The following is a 16,989-nucleotide window of genomic DNA, read 5'->3' as shown; positions in this document are numbered from 1 at the left end:
TTGCCGACGAAACACCATCGCTAGATTTAAAATTTCGTGTTTTTTTGATGACATCGGTATCATTTCCCGGCTTGACCGCGCCAAGCCCTTGAAAAACAAGGCCTCCAGGCTTTTCCCCAGTGTCCACAGCCCCATCCACAATATGTTGTGGTGAACGCTTCGTTAAAAACCACCCCTTGACGGAATCGCGTGTTTCAAACTTAATGGGATCCGATGTTGCGGCGGCAACTGGACCGGAATTAACGAGGCCGGTTCTCTTCAAAATTCAAGCGTGGAATCAGGGCGTTGCATCTATGACGGATGACCGCTGCGTGGCATTCCCTGCGCAAATTTTTGACCGCCCGGCAGTGACATTGGGGCTGGCGAAAAATAGCTGTTAATACTATATTTAGTGCTAGCAGCCATCATCACCACAATATACAGGAAGGACATCTCCGGATGACACCCCTGTCACAATACGGATACGAGAACTGGCTGCGCCCTTCCTGGCGCGCTGCCGGATGAGGAAACTTGCGCCTTGGTCATCGGGGACGGGCGCGCAGATTAGAGGTTGGCGACATGCGCATTGAACGGCGTTTCACGAAAGCGGAACAAGGTGCCTATGGGGAAATCGAATTCCGCAAGGCGACCAGCGAGATCAAGAACCCCGACGGTTCGATCGTCTTCCGCCTCGAGAACATCGACGTTCCCGCGCAGTTTTCGCAGGTCGCCGCCGACATCCTGGCGCAGAAGTATTTCCGCAAGGCCGGCGTTCCCGCCCGCCTGAAGAAGGTCGAGGAAAACGACGTTCCGTCGTTCCTGTGGCGCTCGGTTGCCGATGAAGCAGCGCTGAAGGATCTGCCGAAGGATCAGCAGTACGGCTCGGAGACCGACGCCCGTCAGGTTTTCGACCGCCTGGCCGGCACCTGGACCTACTGGGGCTGGAAGGGTGGTTACTTCTCTTCGGAAGAAGATGCGTCGGCCTTCAAGGACGAGCTCGCCTACATGCTCGCCACGCAGCGCGTTGCCCCGAACTCGCCGCAGTGGTTCAACACCGGCATGCATTGGGCATACGGCATCGACGGCCCGGGCCAGGGCCACTATTACGTCGATCCGTTCACCGGCAAGCTGACGAAGTCGAAGTCCGCCTACGAACATCCGCAGCCGCACGCCTGCTTCATCCAGTCGGTTGAAGACGACCTCGTCAACGAAGGCGGCATCATGGACCTCTGGGTGCGCGAAGCGCGCCTCTTCAAGTACGGCTCCGGCACCGGCTCCAACTTCTCCATGCTGCGCGGCGAAGGCGAAAGGCTTTCCGGCGGCGGCCGCTCCTCCGGCCTGATGAGCTTCCTGAAGATCGGCGACCGCGCTGCCGGCGCCATCAAGTCGGGCGGCACGACCCGCCGTGCGGCCAAGATGGTCGTGGTAGACATCGACCATCCGGATATCGAGGAATACATCAACTGGAAGGTCAAGGAAGAGCAGAAGGTTGCCGCTCTCGTCACCGGCTCGAAGGTCGTCGCCAAGCATCTGAAGGCGATCATGAAGGCTTGCGTCAACTGCGACGGCGGCGATGACGGCGAGTGCTTCGACCCGGCCAAGAACCCGGCCCTGAAGCGCGAAATCCGCGCTGCCAAGAAGGACCAGGTTCCGGAAAACTATATCGGCCGTGTCATCCAGTTCGCCCGCCAGGGCTACACGGACATGGAATTCAAGACCTACGACACGGACTGGGATAGCGAAGCCTACCTGACCGTTTCGGGCCAGAACTCCAACAACTCCGTCTCCATCAAGGACGACTTCCTGCGCGCCGTCGAAAACGATGGCGACTGGCACCTGACCGCCCGCAAGGACGGCAAGGTCATGAAGACGCTGAAGGCCCGCGACCTCTGGGAGTCGATCTCCTACGCCGCCTGGGCATCGGCCGATCCGGGCCTGCACTTCAACACGACGATGAACGACTGGCACACCTCGCCGGCCGGCGGCCAGATCCGCGGCTCGAACCCGTGCTCGGAATACATGTTCCTCGACGACACCGCCTGCAATCTTGCTTCGCTGAACCTCTTGCAGTTCAAGGACAAGGCAACGAAGCGCATCGACATCGCCGACTACGAACATGCCGTCCGCCTCTGGACCGTCGTTCTCGAAGTCTCCGTCATGATGGCGCAGTTCCCGTCGAAGCGGATCGCCGAACTCTCCTACGAATACCGCACGCTCGGCCTCGGCTACGCCAATATCGGCGGCCTGCTGATGTCTTCCGGCATCCCCTATGACTCGGCAGAAGGCCGCGCCATTGCCGGCTCGCTGACCGCGATCATGACCGGCATCTGCTACGCAACCTCGGCTGAAATGGCCTCCGAGCTCGGCCCGTTCCCGAATTTTGCGCCAAACCGCGAGAGCATGCTGCGCGTCATGCGCAACCATCGCCGCGCCGCTTACGGCGAGACCTCGGGCTATGAGGCCTTGTCGGTCAACCCGGTCGCACTGATCCATTCCGAGAACCCGGATCAGGATCTCGCCGCTCACGCCAAGAGCGCCTGGGACAAGGCGATCGAACTCGGCGAAAAGCATGGCTACCGCAACGCCCAGGTCTCGGTCATCGCCCCGACCGGCACGATCGGCCTCGTCATGGACTGCGATACGACGGGCATCGAGCCTGACTTCGCGCTCGTCAAGTTCAAGAAGCTCGCCGGCGGCGGCTACTTCAAGATCATCAACCGCGCCGTTCCGGATGCGCTGCGTTCGCTCGGCTATTCCGAAGCGCAGATCGCCGAGATCGAGGCCTACGCTGTCGGCCACGGCAACCTGAACCAGGCGCCCGGCGTCAATCCCTCGACCCTGAAGACCAAGGGCTTCACCGACGAGAAGGTGGAAGCCGTCAACGCCGCGCTGAAGAACGCCTTCGACATCAAATTCGTCTTCAACCAGTGGACGCTCGGCACCGACTTCCTCAAGGACACCCTGAAGGTTTCCGACGAGCAGCTCGCCGACATGAGCTTCAACCTGCTCGACCACATGGGCTTTTCGAAGAAGGACATCGAGGCCGCCAACGTTCACGTCTGCGGCGCGATGACCCTGGAAGGCGCACCGTTCCTGAAGAACGAGCACCTGCCGGTCTTCGATTGCGCCAATCCCTGCGGCAAGATCGGCAAGCGTTATCTCTCGGTCGAAAGCCACATCCGCATGATGGCGGCTGCCCAGCCGTTCATCTCGGGTGCGATCTCCAAGACGATCAACATGCCGAATGATGCCACCGTTGAGGATTGCAAGAGCGCCTACATGCTCTCCTGGAAGCTCGGCCTGAAGGCAAACGCCCTCTACCGCGACGGCTCCAAGCTGTCGCAGCCGCTGAACGCTTCGCTGATCGAAGACGAAGCCGATGAGGATGCACTCGAAGAGCTGCTGCAGCAGCCGGTCGCGGCCCAGGCCGTCACGGTCACCGAGAAGATCATCGAGCGTGTTATCGAACGCGTGACCCGCGAACGCGAGAAGCTGCCGAACCGCCGCCAGGGCTACACCCAGAAGGCAGCTGTCGGCGGACACAAGGTTTATCTGCGCACCGGCGAATTCGGTGACGGCCGCCTCGGCGAAATCTTCATCGACATGCACAAGGAAGGCGCTGCTTTCCGTGCGATGATGAACAACTTCGCGATCGCCATCTCGCTCGGCCTGCAGTACGGCGTGCCGCTCGAGGAATATGTCGAAGCCTTCACCTTCACCAAGTTCGAGCCGGCCGGCATGGTCATCGGCAACGACGCGATCAAGAATGCCACGTCGATCCTCGACTACGTGTTCCGCGAACTCGCCGTCTCCTATCTCGGCCGCCATGACCTGGCGCATGTCGATACGTCGGACTTCTCGAACACGGCACTCGGCAAGGGCATCCAGGAAGGCAAGACCAACCTCGTCTCGACCGGCTGGACCCGCGGCTACAAGCCGACGCTCGTTCCCGGCACTGGCGACCGCCTGGTCGGCGAACCGAAGGGTGCATCGGCAGCAACGCCTGTCCGCGCCTCCTCGGCCGGCACGGTCACCGCCTTTGCTGGCTCTGCCGCCCGCAAGCTCGAACCGGCAACCGCCGTCGCCACCTCCGAAATCGTCGCCTTCAAGCGCGACTACGAGGAACGCGCCAAGGAACTGGCCGAAGAGATCGCCGAGGAAGTGAACGAAGAGCTGGCTTCCGAAGCCCAGCAGCAGGCCACCGCCCTCTTCTCCGACAAGGCCGCCGCCGATGCTGCGACCGCCAAGACGGAAGCCAAGAAGGTCGAAGCCGAACGCCGCGCCCGCTCCATCATGCAGGGCTACACGGGCAACATGTGCTCCGAGTGCCAGAACTTCACGATGGTCCGCAACGGCACCTGCGAGAAGTGCGACACGTGCGGCGCGACAAGCGGCTGCAGCTGATAGGATGCCTCAAGGCGTTAGTTTGCTGTTAAATGGAACACCGCAGGAGCTAGCCTCCTGCGGTGTTCTTGCAATGATACCCGCCGCTAGATGCTACCATGAGCGGATTCCGTCTCGTCATCCGCTGGGCATATACAATGTGTCTGTTGGGCGCGTGGCACGTCAGCTGTCTCTCTTAGCGAGGACTACAAAAAGATTCCTAGAAACGCGTACCGCACCTAAGGGAGTCCCCACTGACGACGAGATCCTCGAAGACTTAGTGGATAGGATCGAACTAGTAATATATTCGGCTGCGGAGCACTGCGATGATCTCGATACGATATGCAGAACTCTATTTCCCACTGATACCCTCTGTGCGAAAAACGCTAATGTCAGGCGCTTAAAAGAAGCGATGAGGCCGATCAGAAAGACAATCGCCTCTTATGCTAATTACATGAAACATTCTCACAATCGGGTACGAATATTCGAATCCGAGCTAATATTCGCAACGCGTTCAGTCGTTTTTCCTGGCTTCTTTTTGGAAAGTTCTGACGGGAATGCAATTCGTCCAAATCCACTATTTCATGGTAACGGCCTACCTGTGGTTTCGCTTTCCACTTTGATTTGGACAATTTTTCATTTCCTAATCGAAAGTTCATCGGTGCTGGCGATGGCTGCGACGGCAATCATTGAAATAGCAGAGAAACCAACGGAAGTTGGCACAACTATACTCGACAAACTGATTTCGCAAATAATGGAGCTCCCAGCATACCATTTTGGCGAATGTCACCTGTTACAAAATTGTCGGTTGCAATTCCACGTCGATGAGAGCCTCGAGTTTGAGCCAATCCGTGGCTCGATTGCGTTGCCGTGGCCTGAACTTGAAACTGTTGGAAGCCAGATTGGCTATTGGGCGTATCGTTACAGCGGTGACGGAGTCACGAGAGCCTTCTCCATTAGCTTACCCAGAAATCTAAGCTTGATACGCTTGAACTGATGCTATTGGCTTCACCCGTATGGTTTTGCCTAGAAAAAACACCGACTGTCATGCGATATGCACACAGCGCTACCCTCCTCGTGAAGCAAGCGCCCCAATAGCCGGCTCAGTTGGATAGGATCATGGACGAAAAACAATTCCTCGCGCTTTGCAAAAACGGGCAGTTCAAGGAAGCGCTGGCGCTGGCGAATGAGGGCCGTGAGGACCAGAAGTTTACGCCGAGCCGGTTCTCGATGGACAAGAAGACCAAGCGGCCGATCTTCTATCGCGGCAACAAGCGCGTCGAAGTCGATGAAAACGGCGAATGGCAGATCTCCAAGAATACGCATGATTGAGCGCTTGCCGTGATCGGCGGTGCGCGAAGCGCATAGGCGAAAAGGCCATTCTGGAATATCCTGAGCGGACCAGAAACGGAGGATCGCGCCATGGCCTTCATTCACACTCCCGATGCATCCGCAAATGACAAGACGGCATCGATGTATGCCGCGGCGGAGGCGAGTTACGGTTATCTGCCGAACATGTACCGCGCCTTTGGGCACCGGCCGGAGGTGATGGAGCACTGGGGCGCTCTGCTGTCGAGCATCCGCAGCCACATGACGCTCAGGCGCTACGAGCTGGTGACGCTGGCCGCCGCCAAGGAGCTGAAATCCTCCTATTGCATGCTGGCGCACGGTTCCGTGCTGCTGCGCGAAGGCTTTACCAATGATGGGCTGGCGGCAACCGCCGATGGCGGCGAGAAGGCGCCTGTCGATGCGGGCGAGCGGGCGATCATGGCGTTTGCCGCCAAGGTGGTGCGCGACGCCACCAGCGTCACCCAGCAGGATGTCGATGCGCTGAAGAAGCATGGGCTCTCGGATGCGGAGATTTTCGACATCACGGCGGCGGCCGCCGTTCGCTGCTTCTTCTCGAAGATGCTCGATGGTCTCGGCGCTGCACCGGACCATGCCTATGCCGAACGGCTCGATCCCAATCTGCGCAAATCGCTCGCCATCGGCCGGCCGATCGACGGGCTCGTCTGACAATGCAATCGACCTCTCGCCGTCCACCACCTTCCGGCTGTGGCTGGTTCGTGGAGCATGCGGCTTTTCTCGCTTAGGTTCCTCGGATCACTCAACGCTGACGGGAGGAAATGATGGCAAGCTGCAAAGAAGCGAACGGCGATACCTGGGATATCTATCAGAGCGACGGATGGCGTTGGCGGCGAACAGCCTCCAACGGCAAGATCGTTGCGGCATCTACGGAATCCTACGTCAACAAGAGCGATTGCATCGCCAACGCGCGGCGTAGTGGGATGACCTGCAATCCGGTATGAGACGTCTGCTCTAGCGGAAGCTGTTGTAATTGCATGAGTAATTTACGGCACCGACGCGCGGTGAATGGATTCCTGTGACGAGCACTGGAATGAGGGAGGCGGCGGTTTCAGGCCCGCCGTCTGGCGAGGGCGATCACCACGACGCCGACGATGGCGGCCAGCGCGCCCCAATAGATCCAGGGCGTCTGGTCGATCATGAAGCTCTCGGCGGGATAGGGGAAGTAGCCGCTGCCCTGCCCCATCCAGACGAGGCCGACGAGGATCAAGAGTATTCCGAGCACATAGGCGGCCTTGGTCATTGGCGGTCTCCTGCCCGCGTTATTGCTGCGGGCTGTCGGCGAAATGGCGCATGGCGAATTCGGCGATGCGCTGGTTGGATTTGTCGGCATCCTCGAGCAGATGCGGGAAGAGCTGCCAGCCGTGGATCAGGCCGGGCCAGACTTCGAGCGTCACGTCGACACCGGCCTGGCGCGCCTTGTCGGCAAGGCGCAGGCTGTCGTCGAGCAGCGCTTCGCTGCCGGATACCTGCAGCAGCATCGGCGGCAGACCGGAAAGATCGGCGAAAAGCGGCGAAACCGCCGGATCCTGCGGCGCGGTGGTGCCGAGATAGGGCTTGGCGAGCGCATCGATCACCGCCTTGCTGATCACCGGATCGGTTGCGGCATTGGCCTGCATCGAGGCGCCGCTGGCGGACAGATCGGAAACCGGGCTGATGGCGACGAAGGCTGCCGGTAGCTGGCGTCCTGCCGCCTTCTGCCGCAACACCGCTTCGAGCGCCAGATTGGCGCCGGTGCCATCACCGGCGACGACGATATTGCCGCTCTCGTAGCCGTTTTCGAGCATCCAGCGATAGGCGGTCCTGATGTCGTCGATCTGCGCCGGATAACGCCCCTCTGGTACGAGACGGTAGTCGATCAGCAGCACATCCGAGGAGGCTGCCTTGGCGAGCGATCCGGCCAGCAGCCGGTGCGTGCGCGGCGAGCCACCGTGAAAACCGCCGCCATGGACATAGAGAATGCCGCGGCGGCCGAGCGGATGGTGAAGGCGGGCCGGCCAGATGAGATCGGCCTCGACGCCATCCGCATCCATATGGCGGATCTGCACACGGGTCGGTTCGGGGTTGTCGGCCATGAAGCTGCGGAAGGCGGCGGCCCGCTTTTCCGGCGTCGCGGCCTCGGCGAAATGCTTGGTCCAGCGGGAGCTCAGCGTCTCGACCTCGGTCTTCGACTTGGCGCTCTGCGGCGGCACATCGGCGGCGATCGCGAGCCCGGCCAAAGCAGGCAGGAGCGCAAGCGCCAGAACGGCCGTCCTCATCGCCCTCGCCTGAGATATTAACCGGTCACGCATCCAACCCTCCGAAAACCGCGGCCGCCCTGCCCGATCATCGGACAGGACAGCCGCAGAAGTCAAAGGGTTGCTCGGGATTGCCCTCAGCTTTTCGGGAAGTCGGCGCCGATGCTGGTGTCCTTCCAGGCTTCGACCAGCGCCAGACGCTCGGCAAGCTTCTTGGTCACCGCCTCATAGCCGAAGGCGCCGAGCACGAGATGGCGGGGCGCCTTCTCGACCTCGGTGATCTTGATCATCGCCTCGGCAGCACGCACGGGATCGCCCGGCTGCTGGCCGCTATAACCCGACGTCTGCTTCATGCGCCCGGCAGCGGTCTCGGCATAATCGGCGATCTTGCTCTCCGTCTGGCGCAGCGAGCGGCCGGCCCAATCGGTGCGGAATGGGCCGGGCTCGACGCAGGTGACCTGGATGCCGAGGGCAGCCGTCTCGGCTGCCAGCGAATCCGAGAAACCTTCGACGGCGTGCTTGCTGGCCGAATAATAGCCGGATGCCGGGAAGCCAATGAAACCGGCAACGGAGGTGATGTTGATCACATGGCCGCGGCGGCGGGTACGCATGCCGGGCAGTACGGCGCGGGTCATGGCAAAGAGGCCGAAGACATTGGCTTCGAACTGATCGCGGATTTCCTGATCGTCGCCCTCCTCGATCGAGGACTGGTAGCCGTAGCCGGCATTGTTGACGAGAACGTCGATGCGGCCGAAGCGCTCCTCGGCGTCCTTGACGGCCGAGGCGATCTGTCCCTTTTCGGTGACATCGAGCGCGATGGCCAGCGCATTGTCATGACCTTCGGCGAGATCGGCGACGCGGGCCTTGTCGCGGGCAGTGACGATGGTCGGCCAGCCGCGGGCAATGGTGAGCTTGGCAAGCTCGCGGCCGAAGCCTGTCGAGCAGCCGGTGATGAACCAGACGGGGGCGTTGTCTTGGGACATGGTATTTTCCTGATCTTTGGGGAGTGCCTCTGGGAGGCGAAAGGTAACAAGACTGATGTAGGGCGAAACGGCCGGATTTCCAGACCAGCCTACTCCGCCCGGATCGCCTCGATCAGCGCCCGGAAGCCAGCCGACATGTGGCGGCGGCTCGGATAATAAAGGTAGAGCGGCTCCTCGGGCTGGCACCAGTCGTCCAGCACCTTGATCAACCTGCCGGCGGCGACATGCTCGGCGACGCGGCTTTCCCAGACATAGGCGAGCGCGACGCCGCCCAGCGCAGCCTGGGTCATCAGTTCGTGGTCGTCGAGCGACAGCGGCCCGTTCGGATGGAAGGTAACCGGCTGGCCGTCGCGCTCGAAGTCCCAGGGATAGCGCACGCCCGATGGATACATGTTCTGGATACAGAGATGGCGCTTCAGATCATGCGGCGTCAGCGGCTTCGGGCGATGCTCGAAATAGGCGGGCGAGCCGACGACGACGAGGCGCAGGCGCGGCCGGATGCGTAGCGCAATCATCCCCTCGGTGACGCGCTCGCCGAAGCGGATCCCGGCATCGAAGCCCTCCTCGACGATATCGACCAGCCGGTCCGTGGCGCTGATTTCCAGCTGCAGATGGGGGTTCTTCGACAGCAACGGCCCGATGACATGGCCGATGACGAAGGGGGCAATCGAATTGGCGACGTTGAGGCGCACCTTGCCGAAGGGCGTGTCGCGGAACTGGTTGAGCGCATCGAGCGCCGAGCTGATCTCACCGAAGGCGGGATCGAGGTGGGATTTCAGGAGTTCGCCCGCCTGGGTCAACGATACGCTGCGGGTGGTGCGGTTGAGCAGTCGGATGCCGATCCGTTCCTCGAGATTGAGCACGGCATGGCTGATCGCCGAAGCCGTCACACCCCGCTCCTCACCTGCCTTGCGAAAACTGAGATGCCGGGCGACGGCGGCGAAGGCCGCCATTTCGGAGAGATCGGTCGCGCGCATTGATGAATCTCACTCAGTATAATTCGGAAAATAACGAATCTTATGCAGGAGCGGCTTTCAGGTCAAATTCCCCTCACCGGCACAGAGAGACCGGCACACAACGAAGAGAGATCTGAAAGGAACGTGTCATGAAAGTCTGGTTCATCACTGGTGCATCCCGCGGCTTCGGCGCGCTGATGACCAAGGAAGCCCTGGCCGCAGGCGATGCCGTCGTTGCCACCGCCCGCAATCCGAAGACCGTCATCAATGCCATCGGCGAGCATCCCAATCTGCTTGCGGCAGCACTCGATGTCACCGATGAGCGACAGGCGCAGGAAGCTGCGGCCGCGGCCGTCCAGCGCTTCGGGCGCATCGACATTCTGGTCAACAATGCCGGCTACGGGCTGCTCGGCGCCGTCGAGGAGGCCACGGCCGAGGAGATCGAGAAGATCTATGCGACCAATGTCTTCGGTCTGCTGAAGGTCACCCGCGCCGTGCTCCCCCATATGCGCCGCCAGCGCTCGGGTCACATCCTGAACTTCTCCTCGATCGGCGGCTATGCCGGCTATCCCGGCTGGGGCGTCTATGGCTCGACGAAGTTTGCGGTGGAGGGTCTGTCGGAATCGCTGGCGACCGAGGTCGCGCCGTTCGGCATCAAGGTGACGATCGTCGAGCCCGGCTTCTTCCGGACCGACTTCCTGGCCGACAACTCGCTGTCGATCAGCCCCGCCTCGATCCCCGACTATGCGGGGACGCCGGCCGGCGACATGCGGGACTTTGCCGCCAGCGCCCATCATGCGCAGCCCGGCGATCCGGCAAAGTTTGCGGCCGGCATCGTGACGCTGGCCAATGCCGCGAACCCGCCGCTGCGCATGCCGTTCGGCAGCGATACGGTTGCCAAACTCGGTGAGAAGAATGCCTTCGTCGAGCAGGAACTTTCGACCTGGCGGGCGCTTGCGGTCTCGACCGACTTCGCCGCCTGAGTCACATCTGATCGCCAAAACGCCGCCCGTGGATTGCGGGCGGCGTTTCGGTGTCTCAGGCGATATCGACCACCAGCTTGCCTTTGGCCTGGCGTTCCTCGATCAGGCGGTGCGCCTCGGCGGTTTCCTCGAGCGTGAAGCGGCGGGCATCGAGGCGCGGGACAAGCTTCCCGGCTTCCGCAAGCCTGGTTGCTTCCTGCATGATTTCGCCGTGGTGCTCGCGGCCCTCGCCGGTGAGGAGCGGCAGCAGCGTGAAGACGCCGGAATAGCTCGCAGCCTTGAAGGAGAGCGGCGCCAGCGCATGCGTGCCCCAGCCAAGGCTGGTCACCACATGGCCGAAACGCCTGACGGCCTTGAAGGCGGCATCGAGCCCTGCCCCGCCGACCGTGTCATAGACGAGATCGAAGCCCTTGCCGCCGGTATATCGGTCGACATAGTCCTCGACGCTTTCGGCGGCATGGTCGATCGGTGTCGCGCCGAGGCTGCGGATGTAATCGGCCTTCGAGGCGCCATCGGCAGCGTAGACGTCCGCGCCGAATGCCCTGGCAATCTGAACCGCGACATGGCCGACGCCACCGGCGCCGCCGAGGACCAGAACCGTCTGACCGGATTTCACGACAGCGCGATCGACAAGGCCTTCCCAGGCGGTGATGAAGACCAGCGGCAGGGCTGCCGCCTCGCGCATCGTCAGGTTCGCGGGCTTGATCGCCAGCAGGCGGGCATCGACAGCGGCGAATTCCGCCAGCGAGCCCTGCACGCCGCCGACGCCGCCGGTCATGCCGTAGACTTCATCGCCGGGGCGGAAGCCAGAGACACCCTGGCCGACCTCTTCGACGACACCGGCCATGTCGATGCCGAGAATGGCAGGCAGCGGCTGGCGGGCATGCTCTGCGGCACCGGCGCGGATCTTGGTGTCGAGCGGGTTGACGCCGCTCGCCTTGATGCGAACGAGAACTTCGCCGGCAGCAGGCTTCGGGCGGGCGATCTCGGCCAGCCGGAACGGTGCATTGTGGTTTTCAAGGATCAGGGCTTTCATCGTGCTCATGTCGGTCACTCCGGTTTCGATGGCCGGATGATCTCCCCAACACGATTGAATGAAAATCAAAGATATCGCATGATCTCCATTCATTATTGAATGAGGCGATCATGGAATGGAGCGATGTCAGGATCTTTCTCGCGATTGCCCGCGAAGGCACGCTCGGCGCTGCCGCGCGCAAGCTCGGCCAGACGCAGCCGACCATGGGGCGGCGGCTGAAGGCGCTGGAGGCGGCGACCGGCCACATGCTGTTTCAGCGAACGGCCGATGGCTTCGTGCTGACCGACGAGGGCAGCATCGTTCTGCAGCATGCATTGCGGATGGAGGAAGAGGCCGTTGCGCTGGAGCGGCAACTGCAGGGCAGCACGCGATCGCTCGAGGGCATGCTGCGGATTTCGTGTTCTGACTGGTTCGGCCTTCACATGCTGACGCCGGTTCTGGCGGAATTCTCGCAGGCTCATCCGAAGGTCTCGGTCGAGTTGCTCACCGATGCGCGGCTCCTCAACCTCTCGCGGCGCGAGGCCGATCTGGTGTTCCGCATCCGGCCGTTCACCGAGCCGGAGGTGATCTCACGCAAGCTGATGCATATCGGCTACGGGCTTTACGTTGCGAAAGGCACGCATCACCCCACGGCAGGCGACGGCAGCGGTTTTACCATCGTCACCATGGACGAGGCCTTTGCCGAAATGCCCGATGTGCATTGGGTGACGCGGACCTTCCCGAAGGCGACGATCACCATGCGCAGCAACAATCGCGATGTGCAGGCGGCACTTTGCGCCCGCGGTGCGGGAATGGCCGTTCTGCCGCGGCCGCTCGGCGATCATTTTGCAGGATTGGAGCGCGTCGAAGTGCCCGAAGCACCGCCCGGGCGCGATACGTTCCTCGGCTATCACCGCGATCTAAAGCGGCTGCCGCGGCTGCGGGCATTCATGGATGTGGTGATCAGCCGGCTCACTCCGGCCGGCTGATCACTGGTCGGTGACTTACTGCAGCGTGCGGGTCGGGATCGCCTGCGCGGCAACGCCCGGAGCAGCAGCGGGAACGCCGTTGCCATCGAGGCCGGTCGCCACGACGGAGACGCGGAATTTGCCATCGAGGTTGCGGTCGAAGATCGCGCCGACGACGATGTCGGCATCGTCCTGAACCTCGTCGCGGATGCGGCTTGCGGCTTCGTCGACTTCGAACAGCGTCATATCGGAACCGCCGGAGATCGAAATCAGCACGCCCTTGGCGCCCTTCATCGAGATATCGTCGAGCAGCGGGTTAGCGATTGCCGCTTCGGCCGCCTTCATCGCACGGCTCTCACCGGCCGCCTCGCCCGTGCCCATCATCGCCCTGCCCATGCCGCGCATGACGGATTTGACGTCGGCGAAATCGAGGTTGATCAGGCCTTCCTTGACGATGAGATCGGTGATGCAGCCGACACCGGCGTAGAGAACGCGGTCGGCAGTCATGAAGGCATCGGCGAAGGTGGTCTTCGCGTCGGCGATGCGGAACAGGTTCTGGTTCGGGATGACGATCACGGTATCGGCGGCCTGACGCAGGGCCTCGATGCCGATCTCGGCCATCTTCATGCGGCGGTTGCCCTCGAAGGTGAAGGGCTTGGTGACGACGCCGACGGTCAGGATGCCGGCCTGGCGCGCCGCGTGGGCGATGACCGGCGCTGCACCCGTTCCGGTGCCGCCGCCCATGCCGGCGGTGACGAAGCACATGTGCGAACCGGCCAGGTGATCCATGATCTCGTCGATCGATTCCTCGGCGGCCGCATGACCGACTTCCGGGAGCGAACCGGCGCCGAGACCTTCGGTGACATGCGCACCGAGCTGGATGCGGCGCGAGGCCTTGGAGGTGGCGAGCACCTGGGCATCGGTATTGGCGGCGATGAAATCGACGCCCTCAAGATTTTCTGCGATCATGTTGTTGATCGCATTGCCGCCGCCGCCGCCGACGCCGATTACCGTAATACGCGGCCGCAGTCCCGAAATGCCGCTCTTGGCGTCCGTCATCCCATTCTCCTTTGATGCAAAGTGTATGCCCCGCCCTCGTTGCGGAACAGCGAATCGAGCGTCAGGTTATGGCTGCAAGAAGGCAGAGGCAGGGCGAAAGAACAAGATGGAGACCATCCGAAATAAAATACGGAACCTTTTCCACTGTCGTGCATTGTGACGGATTCATGTCACCATCTAACGGAGAGGAGAAAAGCTGAAATGCCTAGCATTGCCGCACGCCAGACCGTCGCCCCGCCGCATGATCACGTTCTGACAGTCCAGGAGGCGCTCGAGCCGCTGTTCCTGGCGCTCGAACAGGAAGTCGAGGTCAAGATGGTGGCCGCAGCCCTTCGCGCCGGCTGGTCAGCCGAAGACGCGGTGGCCGCCATCGACGAGCTGCGCCGCAACGAACTCGTCGACCCTCCGGCCACGCATTAATTTGATGGCCCGCGAAAAATTGTCATTCGCCATCGCGCGTGAATGACCTAAGTCTAGCGCGACACTTCATGTTCGCGGAGCCTCCCCATGTCCTTCAAATCGATCTGCGTTTACGGCGCCGGTGCGCTCGGTGGCGCCATCGCGGCAAAGCTTGCCGCCGCCGGTAACGGCGTCACCATTTCCGCCGTCGCCCGCGGTGCCCATCTCAAGAGCATCCGCGAAAACGGCCTGAAGCTTTACGAAGCCGGCGCCGAAAAGCCGATCAAGGTGGAGATCACCGCGACCGACGATCCCTACAGCCTGCCGAAACAGGACCTGATCATCACCGGTCTCAAGGGTCACCAGCTTGGCGATGCGGCCGAGGGCATTGCTGCGCTCCTGAAGGAAGGCACGCGGGTGATGATGATCCTGAATGGCATTCCCTGGTGGTATTTCCACCGCGACAGCCAGAGCCCGCATGCCGAACTGCAGTTCGAAGAGCTCGATCCGGCGGGACGCCTGTGGCGGCTGATCGGACCGGAGCGCGTGATCGGCTGTGTTGCGATGCAGGGCGCCGAAGTCGTCAATCCCGGCGAGATCCAACTTTCCAACAACGGCCGCTATATCCTCGGCGAGCCCTCGGGCGAGATGAGCGATGATCTCGAAGGGATCAAGGCGCTGCTGACGGCTGCCGGCCTCAACGTTTCGACGACGCCGCGCATCCGCGACGAGATCTGGAACAAGCTGACCGGCAACGCCGCCTTCAATCCGCTCAGCGCGCTGACACGAGCCCTGATGACCGACATCATGGCCGACCCGGCGCTCTACGACATGGTCGGCAAGATCATGAACGAGGTGCGCGCCGTCGGCACGGCGCTCGGCGCGAAATTTTCGATCACCATCGAGGAGCGCCTCGAGCAATCCCGCCATATCGGCGCTGTCAGAACATCGATGCTGCAGGATCTTCTGGCCGGCAAAGCACTGGAGATCGTGCCTCTGAGCGGCATGGTCGTGGCGCTCGGCCGCCTTGCCTCGGTGCCGACGCCCGTATCCGAGACGGTGCTGGCGCTCGTCTCGCAACTCGACATCGAGAACCGCCGCGGCGCCTAGCGCCCGCCCTTTATACTTTTCATATATGGCGCGTGACGGCCCGGAATGGATTTCCTACGGCCTGCGGAATTAGCCTTTGCCGAGAATGCAGAGGTAATCCCATGCGAGACGTCATGCCTGCCAATCCCCTTCCGCACCGCCCGCGCCGCGGCGCTACTCCGCGCGTGATGCGCGAACGCCGCACGGCGCAGGTGCTGACGGTGTTCGGCATTATCCTTGCCTGCGTCGAGCTCTACGTCATCCTCGGCTGGATGTGAGGCCCCGATGCGACGCAATGTTTGGCCGCGCCTTTCCGGCGCGATCACCCCGCTCGTCACGCCTTTCCGTCACGGCACTGTCGATATCGCCAGCTTGGAGCGGTTGACCGAATGGCAGATCGCCAGCGGCATCGGCGGCCTAGCGGTCTTAACCGTCACCGGTGAAGGCCCTGCTCTCTCCGATACGGAGCGCGACCATGTTCTCTCGACAGTGCTGCGCGCTGCCGATGATCGTGTGCCCGTCATTGCCGCGACGGGTACGAACGGCACGGCGAGCACGATCGCGCTGACCAGACGCGCCGAAGCGCTCGGCGCCAGCGCAGCCCTCGTCACCGTTCCCTATTATTCGAAGCCGGGACAGAAGGGCATTCTGCGGCATTTCAGCGAGCTTGCCTCGGCATGCAGCCTGCCCTTGATCATTTCAAGCGATCCCGGCCGCACCGCCTCGCCGTTGCCGCCATCGACCCTCGATGAACTGTCACAGACCGGCACGATCTTCGGCCTGCTCGATGCCGGCGGCGACATCGGCACACTGGCGCCTTACCGCGACCGGTTCCACCTGTTCACCGGCAACGCGGTGGCGGCACCGGCCTTCATAGCTTGCGGCGGAGACGGCATCATCGCGCCCGCCGCCAATGTGCTGCCGAAGCTCGTCACCTCGCTGCAGCATGCGTCTGCCTGCGGCAACCTTCCGGCAGCGCTCGTGCTTGCCGACCGCCTTGCGCCGCTTGCCACAGCGATCGGCGATGGCGAGCCTGCCAATATCAAATTCGCGCTCGGTGCCTTCCCCGGCATCCCCGCTGATGTGCGCCTGCCGCTGGTTCCTGTTGAGCAAACCGTGCAGGAGGCGATCTGCGCGGCCCTGCAGAGCTGCACCTCCCCGGTGCGCCATGCGCTATCCCTATGAGATTTTTATAGTTTCAGCCATGGCCGCGAATGGAACGCCAACCGCACTTACCATAGATTTCCAGTGCTAGCCCGCAACGCCCAAAGGCAGATGCGGGAAAACTTCGAAAGGACATATCGATGTCACGACTTTCTTCCGGCGCGTCCGCCGATCCGCTTCAACGCAACAACGCGCCCGCCCGCTTCACCATCGGCAGGAACAGGCGCGGACAGTGGATCGTTGCCGACCGCGACGGACTGGTCGGCGGCCTCTTCATCAACGAGGCCGCCGCCCTGCATTTCGCCGCTGCGGAGTGCAATCACAACCCGGCCGATATCTGCCGCGCAGCAGACGGCATGCTGATAGAATTCGGCGTCTCCGACGGCAGCGGCATGCGGCTGCACTAGGC

The 16,989-nt window shown here is 62.1% G+C and carries 18 protein-coding genes; 12 read left to right on the top strand and 6 right to left on the bottom strand.

Going from position 1 to position 16,989, the window contains the following annotated elements; all coding sequences use genetic code 11:
- Positions 1–558: 558 nt before the first annotated feature.
- The 5 genes from ACEN84_RS17210 to ACEN84_RS17190 all read left to right on the top strand — a co-directional run bounded on the left by ACEN84_RS17210 (position 559) and on the right by ACEN84_RS17190 (position 6,671).
- Positions 559–4,383, top strand: coding sequence for a vitamin B12-dependent ribonucleotide reductase (locus ACEN84_RS17210; protein ID WP_413709346.1), 3,825 nt, complete (start codon positions 559–561; stop codon positions 4,381–4,383).
- Between the two features lie 259 nt (positions 4,384–4,642).
- The gene (locus tag ACEN84_RS17205; protein WP_413709345.1) at positions 4,643–5,359 is read left to right on the top strand and encodes a hypothetical protein; all 717 of its coding nucleotides are present in this window, start codon (positions 4,643–4,645) and stop codon (positions 5,357–5,359) included.
- Between the two features lie 122 nt (positions 5,360–5,481).
- A complete protein-coding gene (locus ACEN84_RS17200; RefSeq protein ID WP_130282441.1) occupies positions 5,482–5,694 on the top strand; it encodes a hypothetical protein in 213 nt (70 codons plus the stop codon).
- Positions 5,695–5,784: 90 nt separating this feature from the next.
- Complete coding sequence (locus tag ACEN84_RS17195) at positions 5,785–6,378, top strand: carboxymuconolactone decarboxylase family protein (RefSeq protein ID WP_413709344.1); 594 nt, start codon at positions 5,785–5,787, stop codon at positions 6,376–6,378.
- Between the two features lie 113 nt (positions 6,379–6,491).
- On the top strand, positions 6,492–6,671 hold the full coding sequence (locus ACEN84_RS17190; RefSeq protein WP_130282445.1) for a DUF1508 domain-containing protein: 180 nt from the start codon (positions 6,492–6,494) through the stop codon (positions 6,669–6,671).
- Positions 6,672–6,778: 107 nt separating this feature from the next.
- Here ACEN84_RS17190 and ACEN84_RS17185 read toward each other — a convergent pair whose 3' ends face one another.
- The 4 genes from ACEN84_RS17185 to ACEN84_RS17170 all read right to left on the bottom strand — a co-directional run bounded on the left by ACEN84_RS17185 (position 6,779) and on the right by ACEN84_RS17170 (position 9,924).
- Complete coding sequence (locus tag ACEN84_RS17185) at positions 6,779–6,970, bottom strand: hypothetical protein (RefSeq protein ID WP_203429011.1); 192 nt, start codon at positions 6,968–6,970, stop codon at positions 6,779–6,781.
- A gap of 19 nt (positions 6,971–6,989) precedes the next feature.
- Positions 6,990–7,985, bottom strand: coding sequence for an alpha/beta hydrolase (locus ACEN84_RS17180; RefSeq protein ID WP_413709343.1), 996 nt, complete (start codon positions 7,983–7,985; stop codon positions 6,990–6,992).
- Positions 7,986–8,101: 116 nt separating this feature from the next.
- A complete protein-coding gene (locus ACEN84_RS17175; protein ID WP_413709342.1) occupies positions 8,102–8,947 on the bottom strand; it encodes an oxidoreductase in 846 nt (281 codons plus the stop codon).
- Between the two features lie 89 nt (positions 8,948–9,036).
- Complete coding sequence (locus ACEN84_RS17170) at positions 9,037–9,924, bottom strand: LysR family transcriptional regulator (protein WP_413709341.1); 888 nt, start codon at positions 9,922–9,924, stop codon at positions 9,037–9,039.
- A gap of 128 nt (positions 9,925–10,052) precedes the next feature.
- Here ACEN84_RS17170 and ACEN84_RS17165 point away from each other — a divergent pair, with 128 nt between their 5' ends.
- Positions 10,053–10,886: an oxidoreductase gene (locus tag ACEN84_RS17165; RefSeq protein WP_413709340.1), complete on the top strand. Its 834-nt coding sequence runs from the start codon at positions 10,053–10,055 to the stop codon at positions 10,884–10,886.
- Between the two features lie 55 nt (positions 10,887–10,941).
- Here ACEN84_RS17165 and ACEN84_RS17160 read toward each other — a convergent pair whose 3' ends face one another.
- Positions 10,942–11,931 (bottom strand): zinc-dependent alcohol dehydrogenase family protein, encoded by a 990-nt coding sequence (locus ACEN84_RS17160; RefSeq protein WP_413709339.1) that lies wholly within the window; start codon positions 11,929–11,931, stop codon positions 10,942–10,944.
- A 101-nt stretch (positions 11,932–12,032) separates the two neighbouring features.
- Here ACEN84_RS17160 and ACEN84_RS17155 point away from each other — a divergent pair, with 101 nt between their 5' ends.
- Positions 12,033–12,890 (top strand): LysR family transcriptional regulator, encoded by an 858-nt coding sequence (locus tag ACEN84_RS17155; protein WP_413709338.1) that lies wholly within the window; start codon positions 12,033–12,035, stop codon positions 12,888–12,890.
- Between the two features lie 15 nt (positions 12,891–12,905).
- Here ACEN84_RS17155 and ftsZ read toward each other — a convergent pair whose 3' ends face one another.
- The gene (ftsZ, locus tag ACEN84_RS17150) at positions 12,906–13,928 is read right to left on the bottom strand and encodes a cell division protein FtsZ (RefSeq protein ID WP_112711502.1); all 1,023 of its coding nucleotides are present in this window, start codon (positions 13,926–13,928) and stop codon (positions 12,906–12,908) included.
- 201 nt (positions 13,929–14,129) lie between these two features.
- Between ftsZ and ACEN84_RS17145 the strand changes: the two genes are divergently transcribed.
- The 5 genes from ACEN84_RS17145 (at position 14,130) to ACEN84_RS17125 (ending at position 16,987) form a co-directional block, all read left to right on the top strand.
- Positions 14,130–14,348: a hypothetical protein gene (locus tag ACEN84_RS17145; protein ID WP_130282461.1), complete on the top strand. Its 219-nt coding sequence runs from the start codon at positions 14,130–14,132 to the stop codon at positions 14,346–14,348.
- 87 nt (positions 14,349–14,435) lie between these two features.
- Complete coding sequence (locus tag ACEN84_RS17140; RefSeq protein WP_413709337.1) at positions 14,436–15,437, top strand: ketopantoate reductase family protein; 1,002 nt, start codon at positions 14,436–14,438, stop codon at positions 15,435–15,437.
- A gap of 113 nt (positions 15,438–15,550) precedes the next feature.
- The gene (locus ACEN84_RS17135) at positions 15,551–15,694 is read left to right on the top strand and encodes a hypothetical protein (RefSeq protein ID WP_413709336.1); all 144 of its coding nucleotides are present in this window, start codon (positions 15,551–15,553) and stop codon (positions 15,692–15,694) included.
- A 7-nt stretch (positions 15,695–15,701) separates the two neighbouring features.
- The gene (locus ACEN84_RS17130) at positions 15,702–16,601 is read left to right on the top strand and encodes a dihydrodipicolinate synthase family protein (RefSeq protein WP_413709335.1); all 900 of its coding nucleotides are present in this window, start codon (positions 15,702–15,704) and stop codon (positions 16,599–16,601) included.
- A gap of 119 nt (positions 16,602–16,720) precedes the next feature.
- Positions 16,721–16,987, top strand: coding sequence for a hypothetical protein (locus ACEN84_RS17125; protein ID WP_413709334.1), 267 nt, complete (start codon positions 16,721–16,723; stop codon positions 16,985–16,987).
- Positions 16,988–16,989 lie beyond the last annotated feature (2 nt).

It is taken from the genome of Rhizobium sp. Rhizsp82, from assembly GCF_047325115.1.
Classification (GTDB): Bacteria; Pseudomonadota; Alphaproteobacteria; order Rhizobiales; family Rhizobiaceae; genus Rhizobium.
Note: the sequence above shows the minus strand (reverse complement) of the source record. Positions and strands in the feature narration are given on the sequence as shown.